Below are 18982 nucleotides of genomic sequence, written 5' to 3' on the forward strand. Positions count from 1 at the left end.
GAATTATCCGGACGAGATGTGAAAAAAACGGGAAATGGCGGGATTGCTCTGCATCGGCAACTACAAAATCAATGTGGGAGCGGGCTTGCTCGCGAATGCGGTGTATCAGTCGACATATGAGTTGCCTGACACACCGCATTCGCGAGCAAGCCCGCTCCCACACTGGGTTTGGCAGTGTCTTGGTTAGCGGACGCCGCTGGTGAAGCTGCTGGCGCCTGGCAACTCGATCACCAGTTCATCACCGACATTCAGCGGGCCAACACCCACCGGCGTACCCGTCAAGATCACGTCACCGGCCTGCAGCGAGAAACAGCCGGCCATGTGCTGGATCATCGGCACGATCGGGTTGAGCATTGCGCTGCTGTTGCCATCCTGGCGCACTTCGCCGTTGATGGTCAGGCGGATGCCGATGTCGGTCAGGTCAGCGAAGGTGCTGCCGGACACGAATGGCGCAATCACCGCCGCACCGTCGAAGGACTTGGCGATTTCCCATGGCAGGCCCTTGGATTTCAGCTCGGCCTGCTTGTCGCGCAGCGTCAGGTCCAGGGCTGGAGCGAAGCCGGAGATAGCATCGAGCACTTCTTCACGGCTCGGTTTGGTCGACAAAGGTTTGCCGATCAACACCGCGATTTCCGCTTCGTAATGCACCGAGCCACGTTCGGTCGGAATGCTGAAACCACCTTCCAGCGGCACTACGCAACTGCCCGGCTTGATGAACAGCAGCGGTTCTGTAGGCACCGGATTGTCCAGTTCCTTGGCGTGTTCGGCGTAGTTACGGCCAATGCATACCACTTTCCCCAGCGGGAAATGAATACGCGTACCGTCGACATACTGGTGCTGATAGCTCATTTACCGACTCCTGGTTCGTTGATTCAAACAGCGAAGATCTTGCCCGGGTTCATGATGCCGTTCGGGTCGAACACCGCTTTGACAGCTTTCATGTACTCGATCTCGACCGGCGAGCGGCTGTAGGTCAAGTAATCACGCTTGGTCATGCCCACGCCATGTTCGGCGGAAATCGAGCCGTTGTACTTCTCGACGGTTTCGAACACCCACTTGTTGACGGTCGCGCACTTGGCGAAGAACTCGTCCTTGCTCAGGTTTTCCGGCTTGAGGATGTTCAAGTGCAGGTTGCCGTCGCCGATGTGGCCGAACCAGACGATTTCGAAATCCGGGTAGTGTTCGCCGACGATCGCGTCGATTTCCTTCAGGAAGGCCGGGACTTTCGACACAGTGACCGAAATGTCGTTCTTGTACGGCGTCCAGTGGGAAATGGTCTCGGAGATGTATTCGCGCAGCTTCCAGAGGTTCTGCAGCTGGGTTTCGCTCTGGCTCATCACGCCGTCCAGCACCCAGCCCTGCTCAACGCAGTGCTCGAAGGTTTCCAGGGCGTGGTTGGCCACTTCTTCGGTGGTCGCTTCGAATTCCAGCAGCGCGTAGAACGGGCAATCGGTTTCGAATGGCGCCGGGACATCACCGCGTGCCATGACTTTCGCCAGAGCCTTGTCGGAGAAGAATTCGAAGGCGGTCAGGTCGAGTTTGCTCTGGAACGCGTGCAACACCGGCATGATCGAGTCGAAATCGGCAGTGCCGAGGACCATGGCGGTGAGGTTTTTCGGCGCACGGTCCAGGCGCATGGTGGCTTCGACCACGAAACCGAGGGTGCCTTCAGCGCCGATAAACAGCTGACGCAAGTCGTAGCCGGTGGCGTTCTTGATCAAGTCTTTGTTCAGTTCCAGTAGATCGCCTTTGCCGGTGACGACTTTCATGCCGGCCACCCAGTTGCGGGTCATGCCGTAGCGAATGACCTTGATCCCGCCGGCATTGGTGCCGATATTGCCGCCAATCTGGCTCGAACCTGCCGAAGCGAAATCCACCGGGTAGTACAGGCCTTTTTCTTCGGCGACGTTCTGCAGGTGCTCGGTGACCACGCCCGGCTGGCAGACCGCAGTGCGGTCGGTCATGTTCACGTCGAGGATCTGGTTCATGTAGTCGAAGGACACGACGACTTCGCCATTGGCGGCCACGGCCGCGGCGGACAGCCCGGTACGACCGCCGGACGGCACCAGCGCAATTTTGTGCTCATTGGCCCAACGGACAATGGCCTGAACCTGCTCGGTGGTCTTGGGGAACACGATGGCGGTCGGGGCCGGGGCGAAATGCTTGGTCCAATCCTTACCGTAAGCATTCAGGGAGTCGGCATCGGTCAGCACCTTGCCAGGCTCAACCAGGGTCTTCAGCTCTTCAATCAGGGCAGGATTGGTCATCGACAGAACTCTCGAACAATTCATGGTCATCCTGAGAACGCTTCACGTCGCAGGAATGAGTGTTTAGCGGGGTGCATATGCTAGCATACCGACCCCGCAGGATAGTGCCCAACGGCTGTTCTGCGGCGACGGCTTTTTTGCCGTCCGGGTCAGCATCTGTTGACCATTTCCTGCCATTTTTCTCCGGGATACAGGTTTACGCAGATGAGCAAGACTTCTCTCGATAAGAGCAAGATCAAGTTCCTTCTTCTCGAAGGCGTCCACCAATCGGCTGTCGACGTCCTCAAGTCGGCGGGCTACACCAGCATCGAGTACCTCACAGGTTCTCTGCCGGAAGCCCAGCTGAAGGAAAAGATCGCTGATGCTCACTTCATCGGCATTCGCTCCCGCACTCAACTGACCGAAGAGATCTTCGATCACGCGAAGAAACTGGTCGCTGTCGGCTGTTTCTGCATCGGCACCAACCAGGTTGACCTTAATGCTGCCCGCGAACGCGGCATCGCAGTGTTCAACGCTCCGTACTCCAACACTCGCTCCGTCGCGGAACTGGTGCTGGCCGAAGCGATCCTGTTGCTGCGCGGCATCCCTGAGAAGAACGCTTCCTGCCACCGTGGCGGCTGGATCAAGAGCGCAGCCAACTCCTTCGAAATCCGTGGCAAGAAGCTCGGTATCGTCGGTTACGGCTCGATCGGTACGCAATTGTCGGTTCTGGCTGAAGGCCTGGGCATGCAGGTGTACTTCTACGACACCGTGACCAAGCTGCCATTGGGCAACGCGACTCAAGTCGGCAACCTGACCGAGCTGCTGGGCATGTCCGACATCGTCACCCTGCACGTTCCGGAAACCGCTGCGACCCAGTGGATGATCGGCGAGAAAGAAATCCGTGCGATCAAGAAGGGCGGCATTCTGATCAACGCGGCGCGCGGCACTGTAGTTGAACTGCAAGCGCTGGCGGACGCGATCAAGGACAAGCACCTGATCGGCGCGGCCATCGACGTCTTCCCGGTGGAGCCTCGCTCCAACGACGAAGAGTTCGAAAGCCCGCTGCGTGGCCTGGACAACGTGATCCTGACCCCGCACATCGGCGGTTCTACCGCTGAAGCGCAAGCCAACATCGGTCTGGAAGTGGCAGAAAAACTGGTCAAGTACAGCGACAACGGTACGTCCGTGTCCTCGGTCAACTTCCCGGAAGTGGCCCTGCCGGCTCACCCTGGCAAGCATCGCCTGCTGCACATCCACGAGAACATTCCGGGTGTGATGAGCGAGATCAACAAGGTCTTCGCCGAAAACGGCATCAACATTTCCGGTCAGTTCCTGCAGACCAACGAGAAAGTCGGCTACGTCGTGATCGACGTCGACGCCGAGTACTCGGAAATGGCGCAAGAGAAGCTGCAGCACATCAACGGCACCATTCGTTGCCGCGTGTTGTTCTGATAGTGACTTGAGTGACAAAAAAAGGAGCCCTTGGGGGCTCCTTTTTCATGGGCGCGGTTCTTTATTCCGAGCAGGTTACTTAACGTTGACGGTGATTTTCTCCGACACGATCGGCGGATCGAACGGCATGTGGCCGCTATCTCCCAGCTCCAGCTGCAAGGTGTGTTTGCCCGGCGTCAGCTTTACTTCAGCCTGGGTCTGCGCCTTGCCGAAATGCAGGTGGTTGGCATCGTTAGGAATCGGCGCACCGGCGGCCGGCAGTTTATCGACATCGATCAGCAAGTGGTGATGGCCGGTGTTCTTGGTGACATCGCCCGCAGGCGCCAGCGCCATGTTCTCGACAGCGAACTTGACGACGACGGTTTGCGGAACCGTAGCTCCGTCCGCAGGAGAAACGATGGACACTTCTGCACCCTTGGGGGCCGGAGTCGCAGCCGTTGCCAGCATCGAAGCACCCATCAACAGGCCAGCCAATGCTGCTCGTGACATAAAGGTTTTCATTCTCTTCTCCAGTTTTTTCGTAAAATCCGCGTGGCCATGACAACTTCACGGCCATTCGTTGTCGAAGGCTCTCGACAACCATAGCAAAGCGAGCCTGAACAGAGCGTCGCGATAATGAATTCAAAGGAGTGACCATGCGTTTTCTGCCTGGCCTGATCTGCCTGCTACCCCTTCTGAGCCCTTTGGCTCATGCCGAAATGATTGACGATGTAAACGACCGTGGCGAATTGCGTATTGCCCTTGAGGCTAATACACCCCCCTTCAATTTCAAGGAGGACGGCAAACTTACGGGCTTCGAAGTCGAATTGGGGCAACTGCTGGCTGACGAACTGGACGTACGGGCCGACTTCGTCGTTACCGATTCCAGCGATCTGTTGCAAGGTGTTGAAACCGGCAAGTACGACGTCGCCATCAACCACATAGCAGTGACCCCGGACCTCAAGGATCGTTTCGACTTCAGCGAACCTTACATTCACACCGATGCGCAATTGATCGCGCAGAAGGAAGAGCAACCGCGCTCGATGCTGCTGGTGCAGTCGCTGACGGAAGAGAAGCCGAAGGCTGGCCCGGCAGTGAGCCTGGCGATTCCGTTTCAGAAAGGTAACCCGGCGTTTCATGCCAGCCTGGAAAACGCGCTGCAGCGGATCAAGGCGGATGGGCGATTGGAGACGTTGTCGCAGAAGTGGCTGGGGGCGGATACAAGTGTGGCGCCGAAACCCTGATGTTCTGGAAATAGATCAATTCATGGAGATCCAATGTGGGAGCGGGCTTGCTCGCGAAAGCGGTGTGTCAGTCAAATGAATGTTGTCTGATTCAACGCTTTCGCGAGCAAGCCCGCTCCCACAGTGGTTTTGTGTAGGGCGTTAGGTCAGGGTTGCCAGGACTGCCGCCGCTTGCGGCAACTCCAGCTCACTGAAGACTTGCACGCCATGGCGCCTGAGCAACGCCGCAGTCACGCCTTCACCACTGACCTTCACTCCACTGAACGTCCCGTCATAGGTCAACAGATTCCCGCAAGACGGGCTGTTGGCCTTGAGTACGGCAATGCGGATGCCGTGCTTTTGCACCAGTTCCAACGCCTGATAAGCCCCCGAGAGAAACTCGGCGCTGACGTCCTCGCCCTCGGTGGTGATCACTGATGCGTGGCCATCAAGCACTTCACCACCCTGCCCACCCGGAATTTCCGCCGCCGCCCGTGGCGTCGGCAAGCCACCGGCAACCTCTGGACACAACGGCACCACCCGACCTTCATCAAGCCACTGTTGAAGCTGATCGAACGGCCCACTCGCCCCGCCGTCATAACGTACGCGGTGGCCCAGCAGACAGCGGCTTACCAGAATTTTTTGCATGATCAGAACGGCTCGTTGCCACGACGCCGGAACCAGCCGGTCAACGACAGTCGATCGCGGGTCGCGGGCAGGACTTCGTGGGGCACTTCACCCGACAGGAACACCACCAGGCATCCACCTGTGGGCACCACATCATGTTCGACGCTTTCATCCAGATACATGCGCAATTGGCCGCCGTGTTCGGGCAGCCAGGCGTTATTTAGATAGACCACCGCCGACACCATGCGCCGGTCGTCATCGCGGAAACGGTCGACATGCTTGAGGTAGAACGCGCCGGGCGGGTACAGCGCGAAATGGCTTTCGAAATCTTCCAGGCCCAGAAACAAACCACGATTCATCGCTTCGCGCAGGCTGTCCATCAAATCCAGATAGCTGTCGCACGCCAACGCCTGGCCGGGCTCGATCCACTGGATATGGTCGCCGCGAATCCCCTCGCGAATCTCGGATGTCGACCCGCGCCCCACGGCGGCCGGGGCCAATTCGCCCTCGGCAGCACGTTTACGGCACTCGGCCGCCAGTTCCCGGGTCAGACCCAGAGGAAGGAAAATATTCTGCTGCGACCAGCCGTGCTCAGCCAGGTCGTCGACGATACGTAACAGCAGCGGGTGATCAGAGGGTATTCGCATGCCGCGCATAGTATTCCTGTGCCTGAAAATCCGACAGAGCCGCGCAGCGGGTTGATACGAATTCTCGACAAGGACGAATGCCACACGGAGAATAGTCGCCTGCTGACAGGAGTCCCTATGCGCCGTTTGCTTTTTTCACTGTTGATGTTCTGTGTATTGCCCGCTTGGGCAGACGGCCACGACCAGTTGTACAAGGTCGCCGGTTGGCCAGAACAACGCGCGCATTTCAACGACGCTCTCTCGGCCGCTCAGCAGCGGTACCAGAACAGTCTGCCGCCGGCAGTGTTCCAGGCGCTGGTGAATAACAGCAATCAGCGCTTTGCCCCCCAGGCCGTCGACCAGCGCGCCGAAGCGCAATTGCGCAAGACCCTCGCCGATCCGAAACCCGCGCTGACGTTTTTTCAGTCCCCCCTGGGCAAGAAAATCGTGGCCGCCGAATTGCTCGCGACCCGTCGCGATCAGTTGGCAAAAAACGCCAAGGGTTTACCCAAGATCCAGGCCAGCGACAGCCGCATGCTGATCATCGGCCATCTGGCCCAGGCCCTGCCCGCCCGAGAGGCTGGCGCGGAAGTCAGCCTGGCGATTGCCGGCGTCGCGGCCGACAGCCTCAGCTCGATGATCCCCGGCCTGCTCGGCGGTGGTCAGGCTCAAGGCATGTTGAATGGTCAGCGTCAGCGCTTGATGGACCAGATCGGCAACGACCTGAACAACACGCTGTTGTATGTCTATCGCGACCTGTCGGATGAAGAACTGGAAGAGTTCGCGACCTTCGCCGAGTCCACCGAGGGCAAGGCTTATTACCAGGCAGCATTGGCGGCGATTCGCGCGGGGTTGGCGGTGGGGCAGGATGCTTCAACGCTTCGCCAGTAATTTTTAGCGCCTGATAAATCGCTATCGCGAGCAAGCTCGCTCCCACAGTGACCGAGTTGTTCAGACGTACTCGGTCTAATGTGGGAGCGAGCTTGCTCGCGATGAGGCCATGACAGACGCTAAAGATTCCGCCCCTTGATCCGCTTCGTCAAAAACCCGAAATACTCCCGCCGCAACGCCAGCGTCTCATTCGCCAGGTGATGCCGTGCCTCAGGCAACATCAACACCTGCGGCCGATCGAACTTGCCCCGCAACACTTCAAGGTTATGCTCCCAATCCACGGTCATGTCCGCCTGCCCCTGCACAATCAGCGGTCGCCGCGTGCTGTCCGGTGCGGCTTCGATGCGTTTGATCCAGCGCGCCAGCGCACCGACCCAGGCGGTCGGCAAACGGAGCGGCTGCAACGGGTCAGCTTGCAGGAAGGGCAGAAAATCCGGGTCGTTGGAGTTCTCGCTGAAGCGTCGGGCAATCGCTTTGACGAAAGGCTTGAGCAGGTAATAGCTGAGCTGCGACCAGCCCCAGGCCCGCGGCCTTACCAACGGCGACAGCAGAATGACCTGGCCCTGGGCCGGACTGCTGGCGCCCTGATTGAGTACATGATCGATCACGATCGCACCGCCAGTGCTTTGCCCGCAAAGGTGCCACGGCTGCGGCAGATCGAGGGATTGCGCTTCGGTGAACAATCCTTGCAGCGTGTCCTGATACTCAGTGAAATCCTTGATGCTGGCCCGTTCGCCACTGGACAGCCCGTGTCCCGGCAGGTCGCAGGCAATCACCGCAAAATCCTGATCCAGCGCCCATTCGATCACATGCCGGTAAAGCCCGGTGTGATCGTAAAAACCGTGGAACAAAAACAGCGTCGCCTTCGTCCGCTCGGGCCACCAGACCTGGCTGACCACTTCATAACCATCGACCGCGAAACGCCCAAGACCACTGCGCACGTTACGGCCCGCAAAATCCAGCCCGTAGAAGCGCTGGTAAGCCAGCGCTTCTGCCGACAGCGGCTGCCAGTCGGCCAGCGGCCGCAGGCTGGCACGCAGATGATCGGAGTCGAAAGTGGCAGACATGAGCAATTCCAGAACGCAAACGGACTTTATGGGCCTGCGATATTCATCTGTTGGGGCAAGCATGGCAAGCTAGCGCACCTTCGAGGACTGAAATCCATGCGCTCGCCCTACCGCGCCACACTGCTTGCCAGCCTGCTCGCCCTCGTGTGTGCCGGCGCGCTGTGGGCTGCCTACGACTGGTTTCAGGGCCGCTACCTGCGAGCGTTCAGCGAGCACACCGCGGTGTTCTCCGGCGACCCGCTGCGCCTGCCCGACAACCTCGCCGGCCCCGGCGCCATCCGCCTCGTGCACTTCTGGGACCCGGCCTGCCCGTGCAACGTTGGTAATCAACAACACCTGAGCGAACTGGTTGAGCATTATGTACCGCAAGGCGTGGAGTTTTATGCGGTACAAAAGCCTGGCAGCCACGGTCAGTTACCGAGCACCTTAAGCCGCCTGAAAAGCATCGCCGTCCTGCCAGGCTCCGAACAGATCCCCGCCAGCCCGGCCGTGGCGATCTGGGATCGCAGCGGCAAACTGGCGTATTTCGGCCCGTACAGCGAAGGCCTGACCTGCAATTCGAGTAACAGCTTTATCGAACCGATTCTGCAAGCGTTGAACGAAGGCCGCGCGGTGAATGCCACGCACACACTGGCCGTGGGTTGTTACTGCCCATGGCCTGTCGACGCCGCGAAGTAAGGCTGACAGGAGACGCGAATCCCTCCTAAGTGCGATGGCCATGTCGGCAAGCCGTGTTAAACAGTGGCGCCAGGGAACTGCTGCCACTGATAACAACAAGGAATCACCATGAAACGTAGCCTGACCGTTCTCGCCCTGCTGATTGTTGCGCTCGCCGCAGGTGCAGGCTGGTACGTCTACAGCAAGCAGCCGACACGTCAGGGCATGGTGGAGCTGCAACACCTGCAAGGTTCGGTCACCGTGCGCTACGACGAGCGCGGCATCCCGCACATTCGCGCCGAGAACGAAACCGACCTGTACCGCGCCCTCGGGTACGTGCACGCCCAGGATCGGCTGTTTCAGATGGAAGCCCTGCGTCGCCTCGCCCGTGGCGAGCTGGCCGAGGTACTGGGCCCGAAACTTCTCGACACCGATAAGCTGATGCGCAGCCTGCGCATTCGCGAACGCGCCGACACCTACCTGGCGAACATGGACAAACAATCGCCGGCCTTTATCGCCATGCAAGCCTATCTGGATGGCATCAACCAGTATCAGGACAGCCATCCAAAACCTGCGGAGTTTGATGTACTGGGCATTCCCAAACGGCCCTTCACCGCCCAGGACACCATCAGCATCACCGGTTACATGGCCTACAGTTTTGCCGCAGCGTTTCGCACCGAACCGTTGCTGACCTACGTGCGCGATCAGTTGGGCGCCAACTACCTGAACGTCTTCGATCTCGACTGGCAGCCCAAGGGCGTGCTGGCGAAAAACCGCAGCGGTGCCATGCCGCCCCTCGCCAGTACCGACTGGAAAGACCTCAACGCCCTCGCCCGCCTCAGCGAACAGGCACTGGCCGACAACGGCTTGCCGCAGTTCGAGGGCAGCAACGCCTGGGCTGTCTCCGGCAGTCGGACCAAAAGCGGCAAACCGCTGTTGGCCGGCGACCCGCATATTCGTTTTTCCGCGCCGTCGGTGTGGTATGAAGCGCAGCTCTCGGCGCCGGGCTTCGAGCTCTACGGCCACTATCAGGCATTGATGCCGTTCGCCTCTCTCGGGATGAACCGCGACTTCGGCTGGAGCATCACCATGTTCCAGAACGACGACCTCGATCTGATCACTGAGAAGGTCAACCCGGACAATCCCAATCAGGTCTGGTATCGCGGCAAGTGGGTGGACATGGTGACCAGCGAACAGCAGATCGCGGTCAAGGGCCAGGCACCGGTGACACTGGTGCTGCGCCAGTCGCCCCACGGTCCGATCGTCAACGATGCGCTGGGCAGCGGCGTCGGTAAAACGCCGATCGCCATGTGGTGGGGTTTTCTCGAAAGCCAGAATCCGATCCTTGAGGGCTTCTACCAGCTCAACCGCGCCGACACCCTGGCCAAGGCGCGCAGTGCCTGCGCAAAGATCCAGGCGCCGGGCCTGAACATCGTCTGGGCCAACGCCAAGGGCGACATCGGCTGGTGGGCAGCGGCGCAACTGCCAAAACGTCCGGCGGGTGTGCGTCCGGGGTTCATCCTCGATGGCAGCACCGCCGACGCAGACAAGGAAGGTTTTTACCCGTTCAGCGCCAACCCACAGGAAGAGAACCCGGCACGCGGTTACATCGTCTCGGCCAACTTCCAGCCGGTGTCGCCGACCGGCATGGAGATTCCCGGTTACTACAACCTGGCCGATCGAGGTCAGCAGCTCAATCGCCAGCTCAGCGACAAGACTATCAAGTGGGATCTCGACGCCAGCCAGAAGCTGCAACTGGGCACCACCACCGCTTACGGCCCGCGCTTGCTCGCGCCGTTGTTGCCCGTACTGCGTGAAGTGGTGAGCGATCCGGCCGAGCTCAAACTGGTTGAGCAATTGGCCCAGTGGAAAGGCGACTACCCGCTCGATTCCACCAGCGCCACGCTGTTCAACCAGTTCCTGTTCAACCTGGCTGACGCGACGATGCACGATGAACTGGGCAATGACTTCTTCGAGACTTTGCTGTCGACGCGGGTGATCGATTCTGCACTGCCACGACTGGCCGCGACTGCCGATTCGCCGTGGTGGGACAACCGCAACACCCTCGGCATGGAAACCCGCGCCGATACGGTCAAGGTTGCGTGGAAGGCGAGCATTGCTCATCTCAAAACCACCCTCGGCGGCGATTTCGCGCAATGGCAGTGGGGCAAGGTGCACACGCTGACCCATGGCCATCCGCTGGGGCAGCAAAAGCCGCTGGACCGGATCTTCAATGTCGGCCCGTTCGCGGCACCCGGCACTCACGAAGTGCCGAACAACCTCTCGGCCAAAATCGGCCCGGCGCCGTGGCCAGTAACTTATGGTCCTTCGACCCGCCGCCTGATCGACTTCGCCGACCCGACCCACAGCCTGACCGTCAACCCGGTTGGCCAGAGTGGCGTACCGTTCGACAGCCACTATGACGATCAGGCTGAGGCGTATATCGAAGGGATTTACTACCAGGCGCATCTCAATGATGAAGAAGTCACGGCCAACACGCGCAGTACGTTGAAGCTGTTGCCGGCGCGGGCTGTGCAATAGGCCGAAAAATTATTGGCTGTTCCGCCGCCATCGCGAGCAAGCTCGCTCCCACAGTTGACTGAGTTGTCCAGACAGACTCGGTCTAATGTGGGAGCGAGCTTGCTCGCGAAGAGGCCCTGAAAGGCAACAACAATGTCAGTTCAAACCATCGCCGCAAAGTTCAGCCTGAACTGCTGCGGCGTCACGCCCAGCCTGCGATTAAACACATTGCGCATGTGCTGGGCATCGCGAAATCCGCACTGATAAGCCACGGTCTTCAGCGGCGATTGAGTGCTTTCAAGCAGCACCCGCGCCGCATCGACCCTGGCCCGTTCGACGAATTCCGCCGGGGTGATTTTTGCCACTTTGGTAAACACCCTGGAAAAGTTGCGGGCACTCATGTTGGCGGCGTTGGCCAGGTCGGAAATCGTCAGGTCGCCCGTCAGGTTGGCCAACACGTAGAGCTGCACCAGTGCCACGGCAGAAGTGGGTTCGGCGTGAGGCGTGAGGAATGGGCTGAACTGTGACTGCCCGCCGGAGCGTTGAGTGAACACCACCAGCCGCTTTGCCACACTCAGCGCTACTTCTGGCCCGTGATCCCTGGCCAGCAAGTACAGCGACAGATCAATCCCCGCCGTGACACCCGCCGAGGTGTAGAGCTCGCCGTCCTCCACGTAAAGGCGATCCGCCTCGACCTGAGTCGACGGGCACAACTGCGCCAGCGCCGCGGCGTCGCCCCAGTGGGTGGTGACCGTTCGCCCTTCCAGCAATCCGGCCCGGGCGAGCATGAACGCGCCGTTGCAGATCGAGCCAAAGCGTTGCGCCAGCGCGCAGGCATCGCGCAGCCAGGCATCGAATGCCGCACCGAAATCCATGAACGGTAACTGCGGCCCACCGGCCACCAGCAGCAAGTCATAGGCCTCCAGCGCTTCGCTGAAATGCCGATGGGCATTGAGTGCCAAACCGTTGGAACACGGCATCACCCCGCGCTCGACGCCGATCACCTCCAGTCGATAGTGATCTGGCGGCTCAAGGAAACGATTGGCTTCGCAAAACACATCCATGGGACCGGTGACGTCCAGGGACTGAACGCCGGCGAAGACCACGATGGCAACGGTTTTCTGCATGACAGGAAATCACCTTGAATGTGAAAAAGATCGCAGCCTTCGGCAGCTCCTACAGGTGCGCGCCGTTTCCATGTAGGAGCTGCCGAAGGCTGCGATCTTTTCTGGCTGATCACTATCAACCCTAGCCAATCCTCGCCCAACAAGCGAGGTTGGCGCGATATGCATGCTCATTGGCCGGGATAGTAGCCATGGATCGATTGTCCGGTTTCGGGTGCGCGGACAGACTGAACCCATCAGCGCCGCCACGGCGTTCCCCACGAGGACAGCACCATGAGCAGCACCATTGCCGGTATCAAAATCCCCGACAGCGCGTTGGCCAAGGCCACCACGGAATACATTCGCGACGTCGAATCAGACCTGCTGTATCACCACTCGCGTCGCGTGTTTCTGTTCGGCGCATTGAGCGGTGAACGCAAGCAACTGGCCTACAACCCCGAACTGTTGTACGTCGGCGCTATGTTCCATGACTTGGGTCTGGTGGAAGGTCATCGCACTGACGACGAGCGCTTCGAAGTTGATAGCGCCAACGCTGCCAAAGCATTCCTCAAGCCTTACGGTTTGTCCGACGATGATATCGAACAGGTCTGGTTGTCGATTGCTCTGCACACCACACCGGGGGTGCCGCAACACCTGCGGCCTAACGTGGCGATGGTGACTGCTGGCGTTGAAATGGATGTGTTGGGTATCGACTACGCAGCGTTCCCCAGCGCGCAACGCGAAGAAGTCGTGCATGCCCACCCGCGTGGCGAAGGGTTCAAGGAGTGCATCCTGTGTGCGTTTGCCAATGGCTTCAAGCACAAACCGGACACCACGTTCGGCACTGTAAACGCGGATGTGTTGGTCGACAGCGAGCCGGGTTTCAAACCGATGAACTTCGTCGAGATCATCCGCAAATCCCTCTGGATGTCCTAAACCAAATGTGGGAGCGGGCTTGCTCGCGAAGAGGCCGTTTCAGTCGATAGAGATGTCGACTGACACACCGCTTTCGCGAGCAAGCCCGCTCCCACATTTTGATCGGGGTTGACCACGTAATTGTGGCCAACGCTTTAAGCCGCTTCCGGCGCCTGCTGGGCGCGACGTACGTCCGGTTGTTTCCAGGAGTCGGCAGCACCTTCTTCGATCGCCTGCTGAATCGCACGTTTGCGACTTTCTTCGGCACGACGGCTGAAGAACCAGACCAGGAACGTCATCAGCGACACCGCCAGCAAAATCAGGCTGGCCACGGCGTTGATCTCGGGTTTCACGCCCAGACGCACCGCCGAGAACACTTCCATCGGCAAGGTCGTGGAACCCGGACCGGACACGAAGCTCGCCAGCACCAGGTCATCCAGCGACAGGGCAAACGACATCATGCCGCCGGCCCCCAACGATGGCGCGATCATCGGGATGGTGATCAGGAAGAACACCTTCCACGGCCGCGCACCGAGGTCCATGGCCGCTTCTTCGATGGACAGGTCCAGCTCACGCAAACGCGCCGACACCACCACCGCCACATACGCCGCACAGAACGTAGTGTGGGCGATCCAGATGGTGATGATGCCGCGCTCCTGCGGCCAACCGATCATCTGCGCCATGGCCACGAACAGCAGCAACAGCGACAGACCGGTGATCACTTCGGGCATCACCAGCGGCGCGGTGACCAGGCCACCGAACAGCGTGCGACCTTTGAAGCGAGTGATACGGGTCAGGACGAACGCGGCCAATGTACCCAGCGCCACCGCCGCCACCGCCGTGTAGCAGGCGATTTCCAGCGAGCGCACCACCGAGCCCATCAGTTGAGTGTTGTCCATCAAGCCGACGTACCACTTGATCGACCAGCCACCCCACACCGTCACCAGTTTGGAGGCGTTGAACGAGTAGATCACCAGGATCAGCATCGGCGCGTAGATGAACAGCAAACCCAGCACCAGCATCAAACTTGAGAAACGGAAGCGCTTCATTCTTTACCCTCCATTTCTTTGGCCTGACTACGGTTGAACAGGATGATCGGCACAATCAGAATCGCCAGCATCACCACCGCCAGGGCGGACGCCACCGGCCAGTCACGGTTGTTGAAGAACTCTTGCCAGAGCACTTTACCGATCATCAGGGTTTCCGGACCGCCGAGCAGTTCCGGGATCACGAACTCGCCCACCACCGGAATGAACACCAGCATGCAGCCCGCGACGATGCCGTTCTTGGACAGTGGAATGGTGATTTTCCAGAAACTGTTGAAGGTGCTCGAACCCAGGTCCGATGCGGCTTCCAGCAAACTGGCATCGTGCTTCACCAGGTTGGCATAGAGCGGCAGGATCATGAACGGCAGGTACGAATACACCACGCCGATGTACACGGCCAGGTTGGTGTTGAGGATCTGCAGCGGCTCGCTGATCCAGCCCATGCTCATCAGGAAACCATTGAGCAGACCGTTGTTGCTGAGGATGCCCATCCACGCATAAACGCGGATCAGGATCGCGGTCCAGGTCGGCATCATGATCAGCAGCACCAGCACCGTTTGCAGCTCTTTACGGGCACTGGCAATGGCGTAGGCCATCGGGTAGCCGATCAGCAAACACAGGACGGTGCTGATCAGCGCCATCTTCAACGAGCCGAGGTAGGCGGCGATGTACAACTCGTCGCCGGCCAGCATCGCGTAGTTGCTCAGGTTAAGCAGCAACTGCACTTTTTGGTCGAGGTAACTGTAGATCTCGGTGTACGGCGGAATGGCCACGTCGGCTTCGGCGAAGCTGATCTTCAGAACGATGAAGAACGGCAACATGAAGAACATGAACAGCCAGATGAACGGAACCCCGATGACCAGCTGACGGCCACCGGGAATTATTCGATCGAGGCGGCGTTTGAATTTGCGCATGTTCATGAGCGAAGTACCACGCCGCTGTCGTCTTCCCAATACACGTAAACCTGGTCACCCCAGGTTGGGCGCTGGCCGCGGCGCTCGGCGTTGGCGACGAAAGACTGGACGATCTTGCCGCTCGGCAGTTCGACGTAGAACACCGAGTGGCCACCGAGGTAAGCGATGTCATGCACCTTGCCGCTGGACCAGTTGTATTCGCAGGTCGGCATGGTCGGCGTCACCAGCAGTTTTTCCGGACGGATCGCGTAAGTCACGGATTTGTCCTGCACCGACGTGCTGATGCCGTGGCCCACGTAAATCTGGCGGTCCAGGTCCTTGCAGGTGATGGTCGCGTGACCTTCGGCGTCGTCGATCACTTCGCCGTCGAAGATGTTGACGTTGCCGATGAACTCGCAGACCAGACGGCTGGTCGGGGTTTCGTAGATGTCGATCGGGCTGCCGATCTGGGCGATCCAGCCCAGGTGCATGATCGCGATGCGCTCGGCCATGGTCATGGCCTCTTCCTGGTCGTGGGTCACCATGACGCAGGTTACGCCGACCCGCTCGATGATCTCGACAAGCTCAAGCTGCATTTGCGAACGCAGCTTCTTGTCCAGAGCACCCATCGGTTCGTCGAGCAGCAACAGTTTCGGCCGCTTGGCCAGGGAACGCGCCAGGGCCACACGCTGACGCTGACCACCGGACAACTGATGCGGCTTGCGTTTGGCGTACTGGCTCATCTGTACCAGCTTGAGCATGTCGGCCACGCGCGCATCGACTTCAGCGGCGGGGATCTTGTCCTGCTTGAGGCCGAAGGCGATGTTCTGCGCCACGGTCATGTGCGGGAACAAAGCGTAGGACTGGAACATCATGTTGATCGGCCGCTCGTACGGCGGCATGTCGGTGATGTCTTCGCCATCGAGGAAAATGCGCCCCTCCGTGGGCCGTTCGAAGCCTGCGAGCATGCGCAGCAACGTGGATTTGCCCGATCCCGAACCGCCGAGCAGGGCGAAAATCTCGCCTTTCTTGATTTCCAGGGACACATCGTCCACGGCAATCGTCTCGTCGAACTTCTTCGTGACCCGGTCGATTTTGACCAACACCTGTTTAGGTGACTGGTCGCCCTCGAGGGCTTTCTTATAGGCGCCGGAGGCAACTGCCATTTACGAAACTCCCAACAAAATTTGCAGTTCGCCCGAAGCGAGCGAACTTTGGATAGTTTGAGCCTTGTAGCTATTTACCCGACTTGACCTTGGTCCAGCTGCGGGTCATCAAACGTTGAATGTTTGGTGGTAACTCGATAGACACGTAAGTCTTGTCGAGGACGGCTTGCGGTGGATAAACCGATTTGTCGGTGCGAATGGACTGTTCCATCAATGTGTCCGACCCTGGGTTTGGGTTGGCGTAACCCACGTAATCACTGACCTGGGCGATGACCTCAGGTTTCAGCAAATAGTTGATGAAGGCATGGGCTTCCTTGACGTTGGCTGCATCCTTGGGGATCGCCAACATGTCGAACCAGAGCGCGCCGCCCTCTTTCGGAATCGAATAGGCGATGTTCATGCCTTTGCCGGCTTCAGCCGCGCGGGCCTTGGCCTGGAACATGTCGCCGGAAAAGCCGATCGCGACGCAGATATCGCCGTTGGCCAGGTCCGCGATGTATTTGGACGAGTGGAAATAGGTCACGTAAGGCCGCACCGCCAGCAACTTGGCTTCGGCCTTTTTGTAGTCTTCGGGGTTGGTGCTGTTGGCGTTCAGGCCCATGTAGTTGAGGACCGTGGGCATCATTTCATCGGCGGAGTCGAGGAACGCCACGCCGCAGCTGTGCAGTTTCTTGATGTTTTCCGGCTCGAACACCACATCCCAGGAATCGATCTTGTCGAGGCCCAGTACAGCCTTCACTTTGTCGACGTTGTAACCGATGCCGTTGGTGCCCCACAGATACGGCACGGCGTACAGGTTACCCGGATCGTTTTGCTCCAGGCGCTTGAGCAGCACCGGGTCGAGGTTGGCATAGTTGGTGAGCTTGGACTTGTCGAGCTTCTGGAAAGCACCCGCCTTGATCTGCTTGCCAAGGAAGTGGTTGGACGGCACGACCACGTCATAACCGGTGCGCCCGGCCAGCAACTTGCCTTCCAGGGTTTCGTTAGAATCGAAAACGTCATAAACCGGTTTGATGCCGGTCTCTTTCTGGAAGTCTGCCAGGGTCGTCGAACCGATGTAGTCCGACCAGTTATAAATATGCACAGTGCCAGCGGCCTGGACACTAACGGCAAGCGTCAGCCCGGCACCGATGAGCAGCGCATTGCGCAACAAAGAAAAAATTGGCACGTGGAGGTCCTCTAAAATTACTTGGGCCCAAGTTGCCCAGCGTTACATGACAGCCATGGCTGCCTGGCAACAAAACCGGCGCGCAACTTACCCTCGAAAAACCGTTCCAGCAAAACTTTTATACAGATACCTGTAGCAGCTGCCGCAGGCCGCGTTCAACTGCGAAGCAGTTGTGCTGTCGAAAAGCGGAGGTCCTTCGGACCTCAACGCAGCCTTCGGCAGCTGCTACAGGGTTTTACTTACTTACCGGATTTGATCTTGGTCCAGCTGCGAGTCAGGATCCGCTGGGTCGCGGCCGGCAAGTCGGCAATCGCGTACAGCTTGGCCAGCACGTCTGCCGGCGGGTAGATGCCTGGGTCGGTGGTGATGTCTTTATCGACCAATGCGGTGGCTGCCGCGTTACCGTTCGGGAAGCGTACGGCGTTGGTGATTTCAGCCATGATTTCCGGCTTCTGCAGGAAGGTCATGAACTTGTAGGCGCCTTCGACGTTTTCGGCATCTTTAGGGATGGCGACCATGTCGTAGAAGCTGCCCGCACCTTCTTTCGGAATGTTGTAGCTGACTTTCACCTTGTCACCGGCTTCAGCCGCGCGGGTCTTGGCCTGGTAGATGTCGCCCGAATAACCCACGGCTACGCAGATGTTGCCGTTGGCCAGGTCGGAGATGTACTTGGACGAGTGGAAGTAGGCGATCGAAGGGCGGACTTTCAGGAACAGCGCTTCGGCTTCAGCCAGTTGTTTTTTGTCCTGGCTGTCGGTTGGATAGCCCAGGTAGTGCAACGCCACCGGAATCATCTCGGTTGGCGAGTCCAGGACACTGATACCGCACGACTTCAACTTGGCGGCGTTTTCAGGTTTGAAGATCAGATCCCAGGAATTGGTTGGCGCATCGGCACCCAGTGCTGCCTTGACCTTCTCGGCGTTGAAGCCGATACCGATCGAACCCCACATGTACGGGAAAGCGTGTTCGTTGCCCGGGTCACTCACCGATACCGCTTTGAGCAGGTCAGGGTTCAGGTTTTTCCAGTTAGGCAGCTTGGACTTGTCCAGCTTCTGGTAAACGCCGGCCTTGATCTGCTTGGCCAGGAAGTTGTTCGACGGTACGACGATGTCGTAGCCGGACTTGCCTGCCAGCAACTTGGCTTCCAGGGTTTCGTTACTGTCGAATACGTCGTAAACAACCTTGATCCCCGACTCGGCTTCGAACTTCTTGACGGTATCCGGCGCGATGTAATCGGACCAGTTGTACACGTGAAGAACTTTGTCGTCCGCCTGAACTGCGCCCGCCATCACGCCCATCAGGGACATGGCGAGGAGGGTCTTGCCAGCTATCTTCATACCTAATGCCTTCATGCGTAATGCTCCAATTTTTCTTTTTAACCACGTTCTTGTTAACCAAGA

At 59.0% G+C, this 18982-nt stretch carries 18 protein-coding genes; 6 read left to right on the plus strand and 12 right to left on the minus strand.

The features are described from left to right. Nucleotides 1-183: 183 nt before the first annotated feature. Both ACMXYH_RS30850 and ACMXYH_RS30855 read right to left on the minus strand, forming a co-directional pair. Complete coding sequence (locus tag ACMXYH_RS30850) at nt 184-849, minus strand: fumarylacetoacetate hydrolase family protein (RefSeq protein ID WP_415765869.1); 666 nt, start codon at nt 847-849, stop codon at nt 184-186. Between the two features lie 23 nt (nt 850-872). Further along, a complete protein-coding gene (locus tag ACMXYH_RS30855) occupies nt 873-2267 on the minus strand; it encodes an FAD-binding oxidoreductase (RefSeq protein WP_134420760.1) in 1395 nt (464 codons plus the stop codon). Between the two features lie 204 nt (nt 2268-2471). Between ACMXYH_RS30855 and serA the strand changes: the two genes are divergently transcribed. Continuing rightward, nucleotides 2472-3701, plus strand: a complete 1230-nt coding sequence (gene serA, locus ACMXYH_RS30860) for a phosphoglycerate dehydrogenase (protein ID WP_129440240.1) — start codon at nt 2472-2474, stop codon at nt 3699-3701. Nucleotides 3702-3776: 75 nt separating this feature from the next. Here serA and ACMXYH_RS30865 read toward each other — a convergent pair whose 3' ends face one another. Continuing rightward, nucleotides 3777-4202 (minus strand): DUF4399 domain-containing protein, encoded by a 426-nt coding sequence (locus ACMXYH_RS30865; RefSeq protein ID WP_129440238.1) that lies wholly within the window; start codon nt 4200-4202, stop codon nt 3777-3779. A 134-nt stretch (nt 4203-4336) separates the two neighbouring features. Between ACMXYH_RS30865 and ACMXYH_RS30870 the strand changes: the two genes are divergently transcribed. Further along, nucleotides 4337-4924, plus strand: a complete 588-nt coding sequence (locus tag ACMXYH_RS30870; protein WP_415765870.1) for a transporter substrate-binding domain-containing protein — start codon at nt 4337-4339, stop codon at nt 4922-4924. Nucleotides 4925-5065: 141 nt separating this feature from the next. On the opposite strand, the gene ACMXYH_RS30875 is transcribed toward ACMXYH_RS30870, so the two are convergent. Both ACMXYH_RS30875 and ACMXYH_RS30880 read right to left on the minus strand, forming a co-directional pair. Then, the gene (locus ACMXYH_RS30875; RefSeq protein ID WP_129440234.1) at nt 5066-5551 is read right to left on the minus strand and encodes a DUF523 domain-containing protein; all 486 of its coding nucleotides are present in this window, start codon (nt 5549-5551) and stop codon (nt 5066-5068) included. Between the two features lie 2 nt (nt 5552-5553). Further along, nucleotides 5554-6186: a 2OG-Fe(II) oxygenase gene (locus ACMXYH_RS30880; RefSeq protein ID WP_415765871.1), complete on the minus strand. Its 633-nt coding sequence runs from the start codon at nt 6184-6186 to the stop codon at nt 5554-5556. A gap of 108 nt (nt 6187-6294) precedes the next feature. Here ACMXYH_RS30880 and ACMXYH_RS30885 point away from each other — a divergent pair, with 108 nt between their 5' ends. Further along, nucleotides 6295-7047 carry a DUF2059 domain-containing protein gene (locus tag ACMXYH_RS30885; protein WP_415765873.1) on the plus strand — a complete coding sequence of 251 codons (753 nt, stop codon included), beginning with the start codon at nt 6295-6297 and terminating at the stop codon, nt 7045-7047. A gap of 119 nt (nt 7048-7166) precedes the next feature. Here ACMXYH_RS30885 and ACMXYH_RS30890 read toward each other — a convergent pair whose 3' ends face one another. After that, the gene (locus ACMXYH_RS30890; RefSeq protein WP_415765874.1) at nt 7167-8114 is read right to left on the minus strand and encodes an alpha/beta hydrolase; all 948 of its coding nucleotides are present in this window, start codon (nt 8112-8114) and stop codon (nt 7167-7169) included. A gap of 96 nt (nt 8115-8210) precedes the next feature. Between ACMXYH_RS30890 and ACMXYH_RS30895 the strand changes: the two genes are divergently transcribed. Both ACMXYH_RS30895 and ACMXYH_RS30900 read left to right on the plus strand, forming a co-directional pair. Next, nucleotides 8211-8792 carry a DUF6436 domain-containing protein gene (locus ACMXYH_RS30895; RefSeq protein WP_415765875.1) on the plus strand — a complete coding sequence of 194 codons (582 nt, stop codon included), beginning with the start codon at nt 8211-8213 and terminating at the stop codon, nt 8790-8792. A gap of 108 nt (nt 8793-8900) precedes the next feature. After that, a complete protein-coding gene (locus ACMXYH_RS30900; protein ID WP_415765876.1) occupies nt 8901-11312 on the plus strand; it encodes a penicillin acylase family protein in 2412 nt (803 codons plus the stop codon). A gap of 140 nt (nt 11313-11452) precedes the next feature. On the opposite strand, the gene ACMXYH_RS30905 is transcribed toward ACMXYH_RS30900, so the two are convergent. Continuing rightward, entirely contained in the window at nt 11453-12418 is a 966-nt protein-coding gene (locus tag ACMXYH_RS30905; protein WP_415765877.1) for a GlxA family transcriptional regulator, read from the minus strand. Between the two features lie 270 nt (nt 12419-12688). On the opposite strand from ACMXYH_RS30905, the gene ACMXYH_RS30910 reads away from it, so the two are divergent. Further along, a complete protein-coding gene (locus ACMXYH_RS30910) occupies nt 12689-13330 on the plus strand; it encodes an HD domain-containing protein (protein WP_129440214.1) in 642 nt (213 codons plus the stop codon). 134 nt (nt 13331-13464) lie between these two features. On the opposite strand, the gene ACMXYH_RS30915 is transcribed toward ACMXYH_RS30910, so the two are convergent. From ACMXYH_RS30915 to ACMXYH_RS30935, 5 genes are all read right to left on the minus strand, one after another. After that, a complete protein-coding gene (locus tag ACMXYH_RS30915) occupies nt 13465-14358 on the minus strand; it encodes an ABC transporter permease subunit (protein ID WP_150659053.1) in 894 nt (297 codons plus the stop codon). Next, the gene (locus ACMXYH_RS30920; protein ID WP_415767741.1) at nt 14355-15236 is read right to left on the minus strand and encodes an ABC transporter permease subunit; all 882 of its coding nucleotides are present in this window, start codon (nt 15234-15236) and stop codon (nt 14355-14357) included. Before ACMXYH_RS30920 ends, ACMXYH_RS30915 begins: the two co-directional genes overlap by 4 nt. A gap of 35 nt (nt 15237-15271) precedes the next feature. Next, on the minus strand, nt 15272-16414 hold the full coding sequence (locus tag ACMXYH_RS30925) for an ABC transporter ATP-binding protein (RefSeq protein WP_129440210.1): 1143 nt from the start codon (nt 16412-16414) through the stop codon (nt 15272-15274). Nucleotides 16415-16484: 70 nt separating this feature from the next. Then, a complete protein-coding gene (locus ACMXYH_RS30930) occupies nt 16485-17582 on the minus strand; it encodes a polyamine ABC transporter substrate-binding protein (protein ID WP_415765878.1) in 1098 nt (365 codons plus the stop codon). Between the two features lie 239 nt (nt 17583-17821). Beyond that, nucleotides 17822-18919, minus strand: a complete 1098-nt coding sequence (locus ACMXYH_RS30935; protein WP_415767768.1) for a polyamine ABC transporter substrate-binding protein — start codon at nt 18917-18919, stop codon at nt 17822-17824. Nucleotides 18920-18982: the final 63 nt, after the last annotated feature.

Origin of the sequence: Pseudomonas frigoris (genome assembly GCF_047758635.1) — a bacterium.
GTDB classification, from domain to species: Bacteria; Pseudomonadota; Gammaproteobacteria; order Pseudomonadales; family Pseudomonadaceae; genus Aquipseudomonas; species Aquipseudomonas frigoris.

Coding starts and splice junctions, on each gene's coding strand:
- ACMXYH_RS30850 (WP_415765869.1), bottom strand. CDS start 849: ATGAGCTATCAGCACCAGTATGTCGACGGTACGCGTATTCATTTCCCG.
- ACMXYH_RS30855 (WP_134420760.1), bottom strand. CDS start 2,267: ATGACCAATCCTGCCCTGATTGAAGAGCTGAAGACCCTGGTTGAGCCT.
- serA (WP_129440240.1), top strand. CDS start 2,472: ATGAGCAAGACTTCTCTCGATAAGAGCAAGATCAAGTTCCTTCTTCTC.
- ACMXYH_RS30865 (WP_129440238.1), bottom strand. CDS start 4,202: ATGAAAACCTTTATGTCACGAGCAGCATTGGCTGGCCTGTTGATGGGT.
- ACMXYH_RS30870 (WP_415765870.1), top strand. CDS start 4,337: ATGCGTTTTCTGCCTGGCCTGATCTGCCTGCTACCCCTTCTGAGCCCT.
- ACMXYH_RS30875 (WP_129440234.1), bottom strand. CDS start 5,551: ATGCAAAAAATTCTGGTAAGCCGCTGTCTGCTGGGCCACCGCGTACGT.
- ACMXYH_RS30880 (WP_415765871.1), bottom strand. CDS start 6,186: ATGCGCGGCATGCGAATACCCTCTGATCACCCGCTGCTGTTACGTATC.
- ACMXYH_RS30885 (WP_415765873.1), top strand. CDS start 6,295: ATGCGCCGTTTGCTTTTTTCACTGTTGATGTTCTGTGTATTGCCCGCT.
- ACMXYH_RS30890 (WP_415765874.1), bottom strand. CDS start 8,114: ATGTCTGCCACTTTCGACTCCGATCATCTGCGTGCCAGCCTGCGGCCG.
- ACMXYH_RS30895 (WP_415765875.1), top strand. CDS start 8,211: ATGCGCTCGCCCTACCGCGCCACACTGCTTGCCAGCCTGCTCGCCCTC.
- ACMXYH_RS30900 (WP_415765876.1), top strand. CDS start 8,901: ATGAAACGTAGCCTGACCGTTCTCGCCCTGCTGATTGTTGCGCTCGCC.
- ACMXYH_RS30905 (WP_415765877.1), bottom strand. CDS start 12,418: ATGCAGAAAACCGTTGCCATCGTGGTCTTCGCCGGCGTTCAGTCCCTG.
- ACMXYH_RS30910 (WP_129440214.1), top strand. CDS start 12,689: ATGAGCAGCACCATTGCCGGTATCAAAATCCCCGACAGCGCGTTGGCC.
- ACMXYH_RS30915 (WP_150659053.1), bottom strand. CDS start 14,358: ATGAAGCGCTTCCGTTTCTCAAGTTTGATGCTGGTGCTGGGTTTGCTG.
- ACMXYH_RS30925 (WP_129440210.1), bottom strand. CDS start 16,414: ATGGCAGTTGCCTCCGGCGCCTATAAGAAAGCCCTCGAGGGCGACCAG.
- ACMXYH_RS30935 (WP_415767768.1), bottom strand. CDS start 18,919: ATGAAGATAGCTGGCAAGACCCTCCTCGCCATGTCCCTGATGGGCGTG.